The sequence below is a fragment of the Nesterenkonia sedimenti genome, assembly GCF_012641515.1.
Lineage (GTDB): Bacteria > Actinomycetota > Actinomycetes > Actinomycetales > Micrococcaceae > Nesterenkonia > Nesterenkonia sedimenti.
In genome coordinates, this window is sequence record NZ_JABAHY010000001.1 from 343,510 (window position 1) to 359,063 (window position 15,554).

Here is a 15,554-nt window from a genome sequence, read left to right on the forward strand (position 1 = left end):
CTAACGCTGTTCTTCCCCTTCAGATTCCGCTGTGTCGCCGCTGAGCACCACATCGAGGTCCAGCAGCTCCACGGGATCGTCCTCCTCGTCCTCCTCCTCGGGTTCGGGAAGCGGCGGGAAGGCCACAGGTTTGCCGTCCTCATCCAGCGGGGTGCCGGAGGCGGTGATGCTGGCGATCTTGCCCTCGGAGAGCTCCAGGCGCTCTTCGCGCAGAGCCAGCACCTCCTCGGTATGGGCCTTGATATCTGCATCGCCGCGGCGCATCCGAGCATAGAGCGGGGCCTGGACGAAGATTGTGGCCACAGTGCCCACGATGATGCCGGTGAACAGGGCCAGGGCGATATCGCGCAGGGTACCTGCCCCCAGCAGCCACGAGCCGATGAACAGAATGGAGCCCACCGGCAGGATGCCGACCACTGAGGTGTTGACCGATCGAACCAGTGTCTGGTTGATGGCCAGATTCACTCTTTCGGTGAATGTCTGGTCCTTCTGTTCGTGGAGGGAGGCCAGATTCTCTCTGATCTTGTCGAAGACCACCATCGTGTCGTAGAGCGCATAGGAGAGGATGGTGAGGAATCCGATGATCGCACTGGGTGTGACTTCGAAGTTGGTAGCCGCATAGATACCGACGGTGACCACCACAACGAAGGCCAGTCCCGCAATGGCTGCAACTGACATCTTCCAGGTGCGGAAGTACAGGGCCATATAGAGGGCCACCAGGGCGAGGAATACGGCCAGTCCGATCATCATCTGTTGGGAGATGTGATCGCCCCAGACCGGACCGATGAAGGTGGATGAGACCTGATCAGCGCCGACGCCGTAGCCCTCCTGCAGGGCCTGGCCGACCTCGAGTGTCTCGGCGTCGTCGAGCTCTTCGGTCTGCACGCGGATGGTGTTCTCCGCGATATGGGTGACCGTGGCCTCCTGGTCAGTGACTGATGCCACCGCGTCCTCGCCGACGCTGATCTCGGTGTTCTCGGTCTGCGAGATCATGAACTCGCTGCCGCCGGTGAATTCGATGCCGAAGTTGAACCCTCCGCGCAGGAAGGGGATCGCCACCGAGGCGATGATCAGGATTCCGGCGATCAGGAACCACAGGTTGGAGCGCTGGATGAATCGGTAGGACCGTTCACCGGTGTAGAGCTGGTTGCCCGCCTGGGCGAATCCGGCTGCCATCAGTTGTCAGCCTCCTTGGTCTCGGCCTCTTCTGCCTGCTCGGCATCCGCCTGGTTGGCCTGTGCCTTGGCTCGGGCGCGCCTGCGTTCAGCGATAGTCATCTTGGCCCATTCCTCCTCGGGAATATCGGGCACTTCCTCGCGTCGCGCCGCGGCTGCCTCCGGATCCGATGGCGGCAGCTTACGGCTGGGCTTCTTCTCCTCCTCGGCGGTGGGGTCCTCGGCTGTGGTCTCCTCATCGGTTCCCACGCCCACAGCTGCTGCTGCCTGCTCGGAGTAGACCACATTGCTGCGTGCGAACCGGCCCGCGCCCTTGTAGAGCACGTCCACGCCGAGCTCCTTGGCCGAGAGACCGGAGAACCGCTTGCCGGAGGCGAAGAACCTGCGTCTTGCCAGGACCTGCATCAGTGGGTGGGTGAACAGGAAGACCAGGATCACGTCGATCAGAGCGGTCAGGCCCAGGGTGAAGGCGAAGCCTCGCACATTGCCCACGGCCACGAGGTAAAGCACCACTGCGGCGATGATATTGACTGCCTTCGAGGCCAGAATGGTCCGGCGGGCCCTGGCCCAACCGGCTTCGACTGCCCCGGCCAGCGATCTGCCCTCGCGCAGCTCATCCTTGACACGTTCGAAGTAGACCACGAAGGAGTCCGCGGTCAGACCGATGGAGAGGATAAGACCTGCGATACCCGCCATGGAGAGTCGATAACCGTCTGACCAGCCCAGCAGGGACAGTGCCCACCAGGTGATCAGTGCGACCACCACAAGGGAGGGGATGGTCACCGCCAGGGCCAGTGCACGGTACTGGTAGATGGCGTAGCCGGCGGTGAGGATCAGACCAATGATGCCGGCCAGCAGACCCATCCGAAGCTGGTCAGCACCGAGGGTGGCTGAGATCTGCTGTTCGGATTCGATCTCGAAGCTGATCGGCAGCGAGCCGTAGCGCAGCTGCTCGGCGAGGGTCTGGGCTTCCTCATCGGTGTAGCCACCGGTGATCGAGGCGTTGCCGTCGGTGATGACTGCCCGCATATTCGGTGCCACGATCACCTGACCGTCAAGCACGATGCCGAAGCGGTTCCTGTCGTCGCCCTCGGGGAAGCTGTAGAGCCGCTGGGAGGTCTCGCGGAAGAGTTCGGTGCCGGCGTTGTCGAAGTGGATAACCGTCTCATAGGCCCCGGTGGTGGAGCCATCGGGTCGGGACTCTGCACCCCAGCTGGCGTCGTTGATGTACTCGCCGTCGACATCAACGGGTCCCAGCAGCAGAACCTCACCGGTGCTGGGGTTGCAGGTCACCAGCGGAGCATCGGGATCCTGGGCGCTGCGCTCCTCCATGCTGAGCTCGGTGGTGCACTCGTAGTTCTCGAACTCGGCAGCGATCTCAGGGGTGATCCAGTTGGGATCGGAGTGGTTGCCCTCCTCCGGTTCACCCTCAGGTTCGGGGAAGTCCTCGGGCTGTGCAGTGCCCTCAGTCTCCTCGTCCTCCTGCTGCTGGCTCTCCTGCTCCAGGAACTCCTCGAGTTCGGCCAGCTCCTCCTCGCTGGCGCCGTCCTCGGCGGCCTCACGGAGGCTGACCTCCTCAGCGAAGGCGGTGTCATACCGGGATTTCAGGACCGGACGGAATTCCATATCCGCACTGGCCTGGATGAGTTCGCGGGTCTCCTCATCGGGGGTGCCTGGGAGGCTGACGACGACGTTCTCCGCACCCTGGACCGCGATTTCGGCCTCGGCGACACCGGTTCCGTCAACACGTTGACGGATGATCTCTACAGCCTGCTCCAGCTGATCGTCATCGATCTCTTCACCCTCGTCCACCTGTGGGGAGAGCACCATCTGGGTGCCTCCCTCGAGGTCGAGGGCGAGCAGTGGAGCCCATTGGGCTTTGTCCTGCTGGACGCCGTAGGCGAGCAGACCTCCCATGCCGATGAGCAGCACGAAGAGGGCGACGAGTGCGGCGCGGGCTTTCCGCACGGGTTTGGAGGCGGCCATAGAGTGCAGCGACTAGTTGTTGTTGGTTTCGGTGTCGTCCGAGGAGGGCTTATCCCCGGGGGCACGCTCGGTGACCTGCTGGACGGCGCCAAGCAGGAAGTCCATCCGGTCGCCGTTAGAGAACTCCAGGGTGATCCGCTGGCGCTCCTCGTCACGGGCAACGACCTTACCGATAATGCCGCCGGCGGTGATCACCTCGGCGCCCACCACGGCGGTGGAGGTGGCCTGTTGCTGCTGCTGGCGCAGCTTGCGGCTGCGGCGGAAGGTCATGACGATGAACAGCACGAGGATGCCCAGCATGATGATCATCAGGAAGCCGGAGCCCTCGGCGCCAGCATCGCCGCCTCCCTCGCCATTGGCGACAGGGGCTGTAAGCAATGAAGTCAGGGGGAGATTCAAGGTATCAATCACAACCCGCAAGGCTATCAGGCGTAGCTATGTGCTCATGGCTCATTCGCCCAGAGCGCAGGGGTGTTGGCCCCGCCCTCATCCGGTGGGGTCAGTCCCAGATGGTGCCAGGCCGCGGTGGTCGCGATCCGGCCCCTGGGAGTCCGCGCCAACAGACCTTCACGGACCAGATAGGGCTCGGCGACAGTCTCGACTGTCTCCGTCTCCTCCCCCACCAGGATGGCGAGGGTGGACAGTCCCACTGGGCCGCCGTTGAATTTGGTGCACAGGGCATGCAGGACGGCGCGGTCCAGTCGGTCCAGTCCGAGGGCATCCACCTCGTAGGTGTCCAGGGCTTGGGCTGCAGTGGTTCGGTCCACCTCGTCGACCTCATGGACCAGCGCCCAGTCCCGGACCCGTCGCAGCAGGCGGTTGGCGATTCGCGGTGTTCCCCGGGAGCGGGTGGAGATCTCCACAAAGCCTTCGGTGGTCACGTTCATATCCAGCATTCCCGCTGAGCGCCGCAGCACCTGCTGCAGCTCCTCGGGGGTGTAGTACTCCAAGTGCCCGGTGAACCCGAAACGGTCCCGCAGGGGTCCGGGAAGCAGGCCGGCCCGGGTGGTGGCTCCCACCAGGGTGAACCGGGGCAGTTCCAGTGGGATGGAGGTAGCTCCGGCTCCCTTGCCCACGATGATGTCGACCCGGAAGTCCTCCATGGCCATATAGAGCATCTCTTCGGCCGGGCGTGACATCCGGTGGATCTCGTCGATGAACAGCACCTCCCCCTCAGTCAGCGAGGAGAGGATTGCCGCGAGATCTCCAGCATGCTGGATGGCAGGACCGGATGTGATGCGCAGCGGTGCGCTCATCTCGGCGGCGATGATCATCGCCAGGGTGGTCTTGCCCAGACCCGGTGGCCCCGAGAGCAGAACGTGATCAGCGGCGGTCTCGCGCAGCTTGGAGGACTGCAGGACCAGGGAGAGCTGGTGGCGTACCTTCTGCTGGCCGACGAAGTCATCCAGCGCCTTGGGGCGCAGGGCGCCCTCCAGGGCCTTCTCCTCGGCTGCCGGGGCAGTGCCGATCAGCTCCCGGGGATCTTCGGTGGACATCAGCTGCCGCCTCCCTTAGCTGTTCCCAGTGACCGCAGGGTCTGGCGCAGCACCGTGGCGGTATCGGCCTCAGCCAGCTCCGGCTGGGCCTTGAGAATTTCCTCCACCGCCTTGGCGGCATCCTTATCAGTCCATCCCAGGGAGGTCAGTGCGGCTTGGACCTCTGCACTGACTGCCGGGGCGGCACTGGAGTCCGAGGCCTTGCTGCTGGTCTGCTCCACGGGCTCGATGACCAGTTTCCCGGCCAGCTCCAGCAGGATCCGCTGGGCGGTCTTCTTCCCGATTCCCGGGACCTTGGTGAAGGCCGCGGTATCGGATTCACGGATGGCCAGCCGCACCTCGTCCGGGGTGTGCACGCTCAGCACAGCCAGCGCCAGCCGCGGTCCGACCCCGGAGATGCCCAACAGGGTCGTGAAGATCTCGCGCTCATCGGCATCTGCGAAGCCGAACAGCAGGGGCGCCTCATCCTGCCGGGGGACGAAACTGGTGGAGAGGAAGGCGTTGGATCCGCTGCGCAGAGTGTCCAGGGTCTGTGGGGTCGCATAGACAGTGAGCCCGAATCCGGAGACTTCCACCACTGCGTGGTCGAGGCCCACATGGAGCACCTCGCCCCGGATACTGGAGATCATCTGGTCACCTTCCCGTTGATATCGCGGCCCGCGGCGCGGACTAGAACCTATCTTCGACTAGCCTACTGGGTGGGCCTCCCCCAGGCCGGTCGTTTCAGCGGCGTGCCGCACGCTTCTCGGCCTCCTGCCAGGCCCGCTGGGCGGCAGTGAGACCTCCTGAGCGCTGCGCGCTGGCCTTCTGCAAGGCGGTCTGGGCGCCCTGATGGGTCCGAGTTCCGGCGGTCATATTGAAAGCCGCCCCCACACCTGAACGCCAGCCATGGCAGATGGCCACCGCATAGGCGTCGGTGGCATCCACCGGTTTGGGCAGTCCGGGCAGGCCCAGGATCCGTTGCACCATCCGGGCCACAGCGTCCTTATCCGCCTGCCCGTCGTCGGTGACTGCCGCCTTGACCTCTGAGGGAGTGTGCCAGGCCACCGGAATCCCGCGGGCGGCAGCAGCGGCGATCACCACACCGGAGGCCTGTGCAGTGCCGATTGCAGTGGGCGCATTGGCCGAGGAAAACACCCGTTCAATGGCCAGCACATCCGGGGCGTATTCCTCAAGCAGTTCCTCGGCGGCCCGCTGGATGGCCAGGATGCGCACTGCGAGGTCCTGCTCACTGTTGGTTCCCTTGACCTCCACATGCAGGGAACTGCCGCTGCGATTCGGCTGCATCTCCACTATCGCGAAACCGCAGCGGGTCAGCCCGGGGTCCACCCCCATAATCCGCTGGGCAACCCGGGAGGTTCCCGCCGTGGAGGCCAGTCGTTGAACAGCGATGACCGGATCCCTCTAGCTCTCGGCATCCAGCGCGGCCATAGTCTCCGCGCTGAGGTCGGCATTGGTGTGGATGCCCTGGACGTCGTCGAGGTCATCGATGGCATCATGCAGCCGCAGGAACTTCTTGGCGTCGTCGAGCTCGAGGTCGACTTTCATATCCGAGATGAAGGCGACCTCATCGGAGTCGTAGTTGATACCGGCCTCCTCCAGCCCCTTGGTGACATCCTGCAGATCACCCGGCTCGGACTGCACCTCAAAGTGCTCCTCGCGCTCGAAGACGTCCTCTACACCGGCCTCCAGGACGGCGGCGAGCACATCGTCCTCGGCGATCCCTTCGGCCTTGGGCACGGTGACAACGCCTTTGCGCTGGAACATATAGGCCACTGACCCGGGATCGGCCACAGTGCCGCCGGAGCGGGTCACCGCGGTACGGACCTCGGCTGCGGCACGGTTGCGGTTATCGGTCAGACACTCCACCAGCAGGGCCGAACCGGCCGGACCGCGCACCTCATAGGTGATCTCCTCGTACTCCACGGAGTCACCGGTGAGACCTGCACCGCGTTTGATCGCCCGGTCGATATTGTCATTGGGCACCGATTCCTTCTTGGCTTTAGCCACCGCCAGGGCCAGTGCTGGGTTGCCGTCGGGATCGGGGCCGCCGTTACGTGCGGCCACCTCAATCTGTTTGATGTACCGGGCGTTGATCTTGGCCCGCTTGGCATCCACTGCGGCTTTACGGTGCTTGGTATTGGCCCATTTGGAGTGACCGGCCATAGTTCTCCTCTAACGCATTTGGTTGCATGTGGCAACGGTTCGATAGTCTGACTTCCAGACTACTTGCTGGAAGGGATGTGCTATGGCAACTATGCCTTGGACCGCCACTTTGGATTACGACTACCCGGATACCCGTACCGTCGACGACGACGCCTGGGCACCGGCATTTCGGGCAGCTGTTCAGGATCAGCGCAGCGCGGTGGAGAAGATCGCCGCCGATGACTCCCCCGCTGAGGTGGCGAATGTTCTGCATGCCTTTGCCCTCTCCGGCAGCAGGCTCCGCCAGTTGGAACAGGCCTTCGGGGTGCTCATCGCCGCTGATGGCACGGAGAAGCGCCAGCAGATCCGCACTGAGCTGGCCCCGGAGCTGGCCGCTCACCAGGATTGGATCTCTCTGCATCCGGGACTCTTCACCCGGTTCCAGCAGCTGCAGCAGCGGATCACCTCCGGTGATGTGACCGCCAGTGCTGAGCAGCAGTGGTTCCTGGATCAGCAGATCCGCAAGGCTGAGGTTGCCGGTGCTGATCTGGATCCGGCGGTGCAGACTGAGCTCAAGGAGATCAATCAGCAGTTGGCCCTGGAGGAGTCGGCCTATACCCAGCTACAGCTGAAGGAGGCCGCCGACAGCCCCTTCCAGCTCAGCCTCTTCGTCCAGCAGCCCGCCCTGGCCGAGGAGCAGGACCGGCAGCAGCGTCGTCGACTCTTTGAGGCCTCGGTCAACCGCGGGACCCTTGCCGGAGAGGATGGCCGCACCACCCGCGAGATCGGCGCTCGGATTGCCGTCCTGCGGGCCCAGAAGGCCCAGCTGCTGGGTTACCCGAACTTCCTGGAATCAGTGCTGCCGCTGCGCACCGCGCCGAGCCGTACTGCGGTGGAGTCCATGCTGGCCCGGATCGGCACTGGGGCCCGGGAACGCGCCGAACAGGAGGTCGCCCGGATCAATGAGGTCCTCGCCGATGATCTCGATGACCCCCTGCAGCCCTGGGACCTCAGCTTCGGCCTGGAGAAGGTGAAGGCCACCCTAGAGACTGAGTCCTCCGGCGGCGGGGATCTGACGCTGGACGAGGCCCTGGAACGGCTCTTTGATGCCGCCCGCCGGGTCTACGGAATCACAGTGGTACCCCGCCCTGATCTGCCGGGGTATGTACCAGGTGCCATGAGTTTTGAGGTCTTTGACGGCTCGGCGGGCGAGACCGGTTCCGGGCTTGGCCTATTCCTCTTGGATCTCTACAGCCGGGACACCAAATCCGGCGGCGCCTGGATGAATGGCTTCCGTGTGCCCTCCTCGCTGGCCGAGACGAAGGCTGTTGTCACCAATAACCTCAACCTGGATCCGGTTGCCGAGGGCGAGCAGACAGTGCTGAGCACCCGGGAGCAGCGCACTCTCTTCCATGAATTCGGCCATGCCCTGCATGCCCTCTTGGCGGTGGCGGAGTTCCCGCAGCTCTCCGGGACGGCGGTGCCCCGGGATAATGTGGAGTTCCCTTCCCAGGTCAATGAGGTCTTCCAGGAGCTCTACCGTGGTGGTCCGGCCGCCGGGGCAACTCCCTCCGAAGATGAGCTCTGGGGCAAGGGTGCTTCGACTCTGGAGCATGTGGCGGCTGTGGTGATCGATCTGGCCTGGCATACCCTCTCACCCGAAGAGGCTGCTGCGGCGGCGGAGGATCCAACCGGTTTCGAGCAGAAGGTGCTGCAGGATTGGGGCCTGGATATGCCGATGGTCCCGCCCCGGTACCACGGTGGGTTCTTCAAACATGTCTTCGCCGGTTCGGGATATGCCGCCGGTTACTACTCCTATCTCTGGGCCCAGGTGCTGGCCGCCGATGCCAGTGAGTGGTTCCGTGAGGTCATGCAGAACAACGACGACGACGCCCTGGCCTTTCGGGGAACACAGTTCCGTCAGGAGCTGCTCTCCCGAGGCAATACCCGGGACCCCTTGCAGTCCTACCGGGCCGCACTGGGCAGGGACCCCGATCCTGTCGCCCTGATGCGCAGCCTCGGCCTGGAGTAACGCACCTGCCGCCTTTCCGCGTGGACTTTGCCCAAGCGGCTTAGACAGTTGGGTCCTAGGCCTGGCTGCCTTCGCCTGCCTGGCGGATGACCGTGGTGATGCGCTGGGCCACAGTGATTACCGAGGCGGTGGCCAGCAGGATCAGCACCGCCAGGAGCACCTCCTCGGCCAGTCCGAGCCCAACAAAGCCGGTGAAGACCAGGGTCAGGACCATGCGTTCGGGGCGTTCGGCTATCCCTGTATTGGCGTCGAAGCCCTCGGACTCTGCTCTGGCTCGGATATAGGAGACCAGCAGCCCCAGGACCATACACACTGCGGCTGAGGTGCCGATCCAGTAGTTCTCCCCGTCACCGAAGAACCACAGCATCAGGCCGAGGAAGACTGCCGAATCCTGAATTCGGTCGAATACTGAGTCCAGGAAACCGCCGATGACGCTGCCCCGGTTGCCCAGTCTCGCCATCAGCCCATCGATGAGATCACTGAAGACGAAGAGGGTGATGAACAGTGTTCCCCAGAACAGTTCGCCCAAGGGGTAGAAGACCAATGCCCCGATGACCACGCCGATACTTCCGATCACGGTCACAGCATTGGGCGTCAGTCCGATCTTCAGGAAGAACCGGGCCAAGGGGGTGAATATCGCCGAGAAGAACGTCCGCAGATGTTTGAGCATCAGTCATCCCCCTGCGGCCAGGCCTGGGCGATGATCCGCCGGATCTCCCCCAGGGTCACCGACAGAGACTTCGTCTGGGCGATGATCGGCAGGAAATTGGTGTCCCCGCTCCAGCGTGGGATCACATGCTGGTGCAGATGCGCGGCAATTCCTGCGCCACCGACTTTGCCCTGGTTGATCCCGAGGTTGAATCCGGCAGGTTTGGACTCAGCCCGCAGGACTTTCATCGCAGCCTGGGTCAGCGTGATGAACTCCGCTGCCTCTTCTGCAGTGAGGTCGGTGAGATCCGGTACATGGCGGTAGGGGCAGACCAAGAGATGTCCGGGGTTATACGGATAGAGGTTCAGCAGCACGAAGCAGCTTTCTCCGCGGTGGACGATCAGAGACTGCTCATCATCCCGTTCCGGGGCAGCGCAGAACGGGCAGTCATGCTCGCCGGTGACCTGGTCCTGGCCTTTGGACTGATAGGCCTCCCGGTGCGGGGTCCAGAGCCGTTGGAAAGCATCAGGCACCCCAGGCAGCACATAATCATCGGTGACCCAGGGTGTCTCCGCCATTGCCGTGCCTCAGGCCTCCCTGTTCTCGATGGCGGCCAGGATTCGCGCCACAGCCTCATCAACCGGGATCTGGTTGTCCTGGCTTCCGTCACGGAAGCGGAAGGAGACGGCACCGGCCTCGGCGTCCTCTCCCCCGGCGATGAGCACGAAGGGAATCTTATCCTTTGAGGCAGTGCGGATCTTCTTCGGGAAGCGGTCGGTGCCGTCGTCGAGCTCAGCCCGGACTCCGGCCTTCTGCAGCTTCTCAATGACCTCGCCGAGATAGTCGTTGAACGGTTCTGCCACGGGAATACCGCGAACCTGGACCGGAGCGAGCCAGGCGGGGAAGGCACCGGCGTAGTGTTCGAGCAGGATCGCGAAGAAACGCTCGATAGATCCGAACAGGGCCCGGTGGATCATAATCGGACGCTGTTTGCTGCCGTCGCTGGCGGTGTACTCCAGTTCGAAGCGCTCGGGCAGGTTGGGGTCAACCTGGACTGTGGAGAGCTGCCACTTCCGACCGATGGCGTCGGTGATCTTCAGATCGATCTTCGGTCCGTAGAAGGCTGCCTCACCGGGGATCTCGGTGAGCTTCAGCCCGCTTTTGAGGGCCACATTGCGCAGCGCCTGGGTGGAGGACTCCCAGAACTCTTCGGAGCCGACCCATTTCTCCTTCTCGTCGTCTCGCATGGAGAGCTCCAGTTCGAAGTTCTCCAGACCGAAGTCACGCAGCAGGTCGATGACGAACTGGACCACCTTGGTGGCCTCTTCCTCCAACTGGTCGGCACGGACGAAGAGGTGGGCGTCATCCTGGGTGAATCCGCGAACACGGGTCAGCCCGTGCAGCGCTCCGGAGCGTTCATTGCGGTAGACAGTGCCGTTCTCGGCAAACCGCAGGGGCAGGTCCCGGTAGCTGCGTCCACGCTCCTTGTAGATGAGGATATGCATGGGGCAGTTCATGGGCTTCAGGTAGTAGTCCTGGCCCTGTTTGGTGATATTGCCGTCCTCGTCGACCTCTTCATCCATGGAGATCGCCGGCCACATATCGCCCTTGTAGTTGGCCAGGTGCCCGGAGGTGGCGAAGAGGTCCTGTTTGGAGATATGCGGGGTGTACACATAGGTGTAGCCGCCCTCGAGGTGCTTGGCTCGGGCGTGCTGTTCCATGATGCCGCGGACCAGACCGCCCTTGGGGTGCCAGACCGAGAGTCCGGAGCCGATCTCCTCGGGGAAGCTGAACAGATCCAGTTCCCGGCCCAGTTTCCGGTGGTCGCGGCGCTCGGCCTCGGCCAGCCGTTCCTTATAGGCGTTGAGATCCTCTTTGGTGGCCCAGGCGGTGCCGTAGAGGCGCTGCAGCTGGGGATTGGTCTCCTTGCCGCGCCAATAGGCGCCGGCTGCCCGCATCACCGCGAAAGCATTGGCGATCAGCTTGGTATTGGGCAGGTGGGGGCCGCGGCAGAGGTCGGACCAGACCCGCTCACCCTTGCGGTCGACATTGTGGTAGATCGTGATGACATCGCCACCGACCTCAACGGAGGCTCCTTCGGCGGCTGCGCTGCCCTTCTCACCCTCGCCGAGCAGCTCGAGCTTATAGGGTTCATCGGCCATCTGTCGGCGGGCTTCATCGGCGTCGACGACCTCGCGTTCGAAGCTCTGGCCCGATTTAATGATCTGCTGCATCGTCTTCTGGATCTTCTTCAGATCCTCGGGAGTGAAGGGGTTCTCCACGTCGAAGTCGAAGTAGAAGCCGTCGGTGATATAGGGACCGATTCCCAGTTTGGACCCCGGGAAGAGCTGCTGGACGGCCTGGGCCATCACATGGGCGGTGGAGTGGCGCAGCACATTGAGCCCGTCCTCCTCGGTGATGTCCACCGGTTCGACGACTGCACCCTCTGGGAGGGTGCGGGAGAGATCCCAGAGGTCACCGTTGACGCGCATGACCACTGTGCTGGCCGAATCGGCGAAGAGTGTGGTGCCAGTTGTGCCCGCCTCGCAGGTGGTAGGTGCGCCGTTGAGGGTGATGTTGATCTGCTCGGACACGGGTCTCGGTCTCTCCTGTTTCTTAAGGAAAATGCTGACCACGCGATTCTACGCCACCCATCAACGGCGCCCCACTTCGGCCCGGGGTCCGGGCCTCTCATTTGCTACTCCGGCCGGTTGGCCTGTGCAGTGGAGAGGAAGTAGGCCTCGACGACGCTGGAGTAGTCGATGTCCTCGCCTTCATGCCACTGATGCATATCCTCGATAGTTCCGCCGTCGACGTATCCCATCTCTTCGACATCATCAGCCCATTCCTCATAGGCAGAGTTCAGCTGCTCGTAGACTTCGGGGTCGAGCATCGACTCTTCGGCGGTCCGGTCAGCGCGGTTGGTGTTGCTCTCGGCGATGGCCGCCTGCACCTCAGAGGAGAGCTCCTGGAAGCTTCCGTCGAGTTCTTGAACCTGTTCGACCACTGGGACGCCGACGTCGATGGAGCCACGGATGGCGCCGTGGTAGTAGTCTCCGGCGGCGTCGTGGATGATCTGCTGATACACCAGTGGGAGCTCCTCAATGGAGGGGCTGGCCACGAGGGAGCTGATCACTCGGGGCAGTCCGGCTTCAGTGAGGTAGCCGATATTGGGGGCCACCTCGGCAAGACCGAAGCTTGCGACATCGGTCAGCTGGGAGATGGCGCAGTCCACGGTGCCCCGCTGGAGGCCCTCATACACCTCGGTGCGGTCCAGGGAGACGGGGCTGGCTCCGAGTTCGCTGACTACATCTGCCTGAGCACTTGCCCCGACCCGGACCTGCAGTCCCTGCCAATCCTCCAGCTCAACGGGGACGTCTCCGCTGCAGATGACGTAGTAACCGCCGCCGAGGAATGTTGGTGCCAGGGGGATGAGCCCTTTGTCCTCGAAGTCGGCCATCACTTCGGGGGTGTCGAAGCCGACGCTGACTGCGGCGGCATTGGCCGCCAGTTCCCCGGACCAGGGCGAGGACGGGAAGTTCAGCATGTCGTTGAAGGCGTCCACCGCGGGGAATTCATCCGGGTGGTACGAAGGCAGGGTGTGGGAGAGGTCCACCCGACCGTCGGCCAGTGCGTCATGGACCTCGTCATAGCCTGCCACAGAATGCCCCCAGGCGAGATCCACGGTGATCTTCCCATTGGAGCGTTCCTCGATGGCTTCTTTGACTACGAGGCCCCCCGGTGCGGAGGGGGCCTCCGGGGAGGCGCCGCTGGGCTGGAAGGTGATGGTGATGGGGTCGAGGTCTTCGACCAGGGCGTGGATCTCCTCCTCCGATGCCCCGTATTCATAACCTTCGCCGCGGTCCTCTCCCCCGCCGCCCACGCTGCCGCCGCATGCGGTCAGGGCTAGGACTGCCCCGACTGCGGTGAAGCGCAGACCGAATGTCGTGAGGCGAGTGTGATCAGACTTCGTGTTTTTCATGGTTTCCTCAATCGATGACGGGTTGGTGAGTGAATTGGGTCAGGACAATAAAGAGGGCAGCCATTCGACCATGCCCGGGAAGAACACCATCAGCACCAGGAACAGCACCGCCACCGGGAGGAACCAGACCAGTGACATGAAGACGTCCCCGAGGCTGATCCGCTGCCCCTGATTCACTTCAGGGGATTTCGCGATGTTGTAGATGATGTAGGAGATGATGCCCACTGGCGGGGTGATCATGCCCAGCTCACCCAGCAGGACCACGAAGACACCGAACCACAGGGGGTTGACATCCATGGCCTGCAGGGTCGGCAGCAGGATCGGCACGGTCAGCAGCAGCATCGAGAGCGTGTCGAAGAACATGCCCAGCACGATGTACACAGGGATCAGTGCCAGCAGGAAGGTCACTCGGGACAGGCCGAGGTCGGTGATGAACTCGGTGAGCATTGTGGCCAGTCCAGTCAGGGCCAGCACTCGGGTGAGCATCTCGGCACCGACCAGGACGAAGAAGATGGCTGCTGTAGAACTGATCGTTGCCACCGCGGCTTTGGCCACATGCTGCATCGGAGACTCTTTTCGACGCAGCCACAGGGTCAGCAGCAGGGCAACCAGGGCGCCGGCGGCACCAGCTTCGGTGGGTGTGAAGAAACCGGAGAACATACCGCCGAAGAGCACGATAAGAATCAGCGGTACGCCCCAGATACCCCGCAGCGCCTTCATCCGACTGGTCCAGTTCACCGTCGGTGTGGTGGCCTGGACTGCTGCTTCGCTTCCTCGGCCGAAGAACCGGGGAATGATGAAGCCCAGGGTCACCAGGAAGACCGCGAAGAGCACGGCAATCAGGATTCCGGGAACAGCGCCTGCGGCCAGCTGGGGGCCCACCGGCACGCTGGCGATACTGGCGTAGATCACCAGCAGGATGCTGGGTGGGATCAGAGCTCCGGGCAGGCCCGCGATGACCACAGTGCCCACAGCAATCCGCCTGTCGTAACCGACTTTGAGCATCTCGGGGATACCGGCCTTGCCCAGGGCGTAGGTCATGCCGATAGTGGAACCGGAGACTGAAGCCAGTCCGGCTCCGGCCGCGGTGGTGCCTACGCCGATGCCTCCGGGCAGCCAGCTGAACCATTGGTAGGCCGCACCATAGAGTTTCTCCACCAGTCCGGAGTGGGTCAGCAGCATGGCCATGAAGATGAACATGGGCAGCACGCTCATCGACCAGCTGGAGACCGAGTTATAGGGAGCGGTGGAGAGCACATTGGATGCTGCCTGGCTTCCGGAGATCGCGTAGATGCCCACCACACTGGGCAGGGCCAGGGCGACGGCCACCGGAAGACCCAGAAACATCAGGGTCAGCATCATTCCGACCGTCCAGAGCCCGGCGACGCCCACAGTTCCGCTGGTGAACAACCCCAGGAGGCAGAGGCCGATCAGACCGAGCCCGATGCCGATGCTGACCCAGCCGGTCTTGGCCTTCTGGTTGGTATTGCCCAGCGGGGTATATGGGGCCCCCATAGCACTGCTGAGCTCTGCGCTGGTCTGTGGCTTTGTCACTTCTTGTGTCATGGCGTCCTGCCTGTGTCTGGGGTGCCTGCGTCTGTGGTCCTCTCGCTGCGCTTGCGCACCAGTCCCACGAGGTCCCCGAGGAGCAGTACGCTCAGGAAGAGGAACATCACCGGGACGAAGAAGTAGGCCGGCCAGACGGTGATGCTGATAACTCCTCCGGTTGCTCCGATGGAGGCCTGGTGCAGGGCGGCCTGGAGACCGAACCAGGTCAGCATCAGGGAGAAGACCATAGCCAGGGTCAGGGTGATGATGGCGAAGACTCTTGCCGTCCCCTCGGCCATCCTTTCGGTCAGCAGATTGACCACAATCTGTTCACGGTTGAGCTGGGCAGCCGGAATACCGGCCAGGGCCAGGAACGGCAGATACCAGTATTCGACCAGCTCATGGGTGCCCAGAATCGGCGCGCTGAAGCCGAATCGAAGCAGCGCATTGAGCACAATATGACTCATCATCGCGATCAGCGCGATGGCCGCAGCCACCGACAGCGCTGAAACCGCGGTCTTTCTCAGTTTGTGCACCATGA

At 63.3% G+C, this 15,554-nt stretch carries 14 protein-coding genes; 1 reads left to right on the plus strand and 13 read right to left on the minus strand.

Annotated elements, in window-relative coordinates:
• The 7 genes from secF to HGQ17_RS01700 form a co-directional block, all read right to left on the minus strand.
• Entirely contained in the window at positions 1–1,176 is a 1,176-nt protein-coding gene (gene secF / locus HGQ17_RS01670; protein WP_168886221.1) for a protein translocase subunit SecF, read from the minus strand.
• Complete coding sequence (gene secD, locus HGQ17_RS01675) at positions 1,176–3,161, minus strand: protein translocase subunit SecD (protein ID WP_168886222.1); 1,986 nt, start codon at positions 3,159–3,161, stop codon at positions 1,176–1,178. Before secD ends, secF begins: the two co-directional genes overlap by 1 nt.
• A gap of 12 nt (positions 3,162–3,173) precedes the next feature.
• Entirely contained in the window at positions 3,174–3,539 is a 366-nt protein-coding gene (locus tag HGQ17_RS01680) for a preprotein translocase subunit YajC (RefSeq protein ID WP_168886223.1), read from the minus strand.
• Positions 3,540–3,604: 65 nt separating this feature from the next.
• Complete coding sequence (gene ruvB / locus HGQ17_RS01685; protein ID WP_168886224.1) at positions 3,605–4,657, minus strand: Holliday junction branch migration DNA helicase RuvB; 1,053 nt, start codon at positions 4,655–4,657, stop codon at positions 3,605–3,607.
• Positions 4,657–5,286, minus strand: coding sequence for a Holliday junction branch migration protein RuvA (ruvA, locus tag HGQ17_RS01690; protein ID WP_168886225.1), 630 nt, complete (start codon positions 5,284–5,286; stop codon positions 4,657–4,659). Before ruvA ends, ruvB begins: the two co-directional genes overlap by 1 nt.
• Before the next feature lie 94 nt (positions 5,287–5,380).
• Complete coding sequence (gene ruvC, locus HGQ17_RS01695; RefSeq protein WP_168886226.1) at positions 5,381–5,992, minus strand: crossover junction endodeoxyribonuclease RuvC; 612 nt, start codon at positions 5,990–5,992, stop codon at positions 5,381–5,383.
• A gap of 69 nt (positions 5,993–6,061) precedes the next feature.
• A complete protein-coding gene (locus HGQ17_RS01700) occupies positions 6,062–6,823 on the minus strand; it encodes a YebC/PmpR family DNA-binding transcriptional regulator (protein ID WP_168886227.1) in 762 nt (253 codons plus the stop codon).
• A gap of 82 nt (positions 6,824–6,905) precedes the next feature.
• Here HGQ17_RS01700 and HGQ17_RS01705 point away from each other — a divergent pair, with 82 nt between their 5' ends.
• On the plus strand, positions 6,906–8,834 hold the full coding sequence (locus tag HGQ17_RS01705; RefSeq protein WP_168886228.1) for a M3 family metallopeptidase: 1,929 nt from the start codon (positions 6,906–6,908) through the stop codon (positions 8,832–8,834).
• 55 nt (positions 8,835–8,889) lie between these two features.
• Here HGQ17_RS01705 and pgsA read toward each other — a convergent pair whose 3' ends face one another.
• The 6 genes from pgsA to HGQ17_RS01735 all read right to left on the minus strand — a co-directional run bounded on the left by pgsA (position 8,890) and on the right by HGQ17_RS01735 (position 15,552).
• On the minus strand, positions 8,890–9,507 hold the full coding sequence (gene pgsA / locus HGQ17_RS01710) for a phosphatidylinositol phosphate synthase (RefSeq protein WP_168886457.1): 618 nt from the start codon (positions 9,505–9,507) through the stop codon (positions 8,890–8,892).
• The gene (locus tag HGQ17_RS01715; protein ID WP_168886229.1) at positions 9,504–10,061 is read right to left on the minus strand and encodes an HIT family protein; all 558 of its coding nucleotides are present in this window, start codon (positions 10,059–10,061) and stop codon (positions 9,504–9,506) included. Before HGQ17_RS01715 ends, pgsA begins: the two co-directional genes overlap by 4 nt.
• Positions 10,062–10,070: 9 nt before the next feature.
• Positions 10,071–12,077, minus strand: a complete 2,007-nt coding sequence (gene thrS / locus HGQ17_RS01720; RefSeq protein ID WP_168886230.1) for a threonine--tRNA ligase — start codon at positions 12,075–12,077, stop codon at positions 10,071–10,073.
• A gap of 104 nt (positions 12,078–12,181) precedes the next feature.
• On the minus strand, positions 12,182–13,465 hold the full coding sequence (locus tag HGQ17_RS01725) for a type 2 periplasmic-binding domain-containing protein (RefSeq protein ID WP_168886231.1): 1,284 nt from the start codon (positions 13,463–13,465) through the stop codon (positions 12,182–12,184).
• A gap of 39 nt (positions 13,466–13,504) precedes the next feature.
• Complete coding sequence (locus HGQ17_RS01730; RefSeq protein WP_229503209.1) at positions 13,505–15,031, minus strand: TRAP transporter large permease; 1,527 nt, start codon at positions 15,029–15,031, stop codon at positions 13,505–13,507.
• Positions 15,028–15,552 carry a TRAP transporter small permease gene (locus HGQ17_RS01735; protein ID WP_168886232.1) on the minus strand — a complete coding sequence of 175 codons (525 nt, stop codon included), beginning with the start codon at positions 15,550–15,552 and terminating at the stop codon, positions 15,028–15,030. The genes HGQ17_RS01730 and HGQ17_RS01735 overlap by 4 nt, the downstream gene beginning before the upstream one ends.
• Positions 15,553–15,554 lie beyond the last annotated feature (2 nt).

Excerpts from the sequence above, each read along its gene's own strand:
- HGQ17_RS01735 (WP_168886232.1), bottom strand. The coding sequence starts at position 15,552 with ATGGTGCACAAACTGAGAAAGACCGCGGTTTCAGCGCTGTCGGTGGCT.
- HGQ17_RS01730 (WP_229503209.1), bottom strand. The coding sequence starts at position 15,031 with ATGACACAAGAAGTGACAAAGCCACAGACCAGCGCAGAGCTCAGCAGT.
- secF (WP_168886221.1), bottom strand. The coding sequence starts at position 1,176 with ATGGCAGCCGGATTCGCCCAGGCGGGCAACCAGCTCTACACCGGTGAA.
- ruvC (WP_168886226.1), bottom strand. The coding sequence starts at position 5,992 with ATGGGGGTGGACCCCGGGCTGACCCGCTGCGGTTTCGCGATAGTGGAG.
- HGQ17_RS01715 (WP_168886229.1), bottom strand. The coding sequence starts at position 10,061 with ATGGCGGAGACACCCTGGGTCACCGATGATTATGTGCTGCCTGGGGTG.
- ruvB (WP_168886224.1), bottom strand. The coding sequence starts at position 4,657 with ATGTCCACCGAAGATCCCCGGGAGCTGATCGGCACTGCCCCGGCAGCC.
- HGQ17_RS01725 (WP_168886231.1), bottom strand. The coding sequence starts at position 13,465 with ATGAAAAACACGAAGTCTGATCACACTCGCCTCACGACATTCGGTCTG.
- ruvA (WP_168886225.1), bottom strand. The coding sequence starts at position 5,286 with ATGATCTCCAGTATCCGGGGCGAGGTGCTCCATGTGGGCCTCGACCAC.
- HGQ17_RS01705 (WP_168886228.1), top strand. The coding sequence starts at position 6,906 with ATGGCAACTATGCCTTGGACCGCCACTTTGGATTACGACTACCCGGAT.
- HGQ17_RS01700 (WP_168886227.1), bottom strand. The coding sequence starts at position 6,823 with ATGGCCGGTCACTCCAAATGGGCCAATACCAAGCACCGTAAAGCCGCA.
- secD (WP_168886222.1), bottom strand. The coding sequence starts at position 3,161 with ATGGCCGCCTCCAAACCCGTGCGGAAAGCCCGCGCCGCACTCGTCGCC.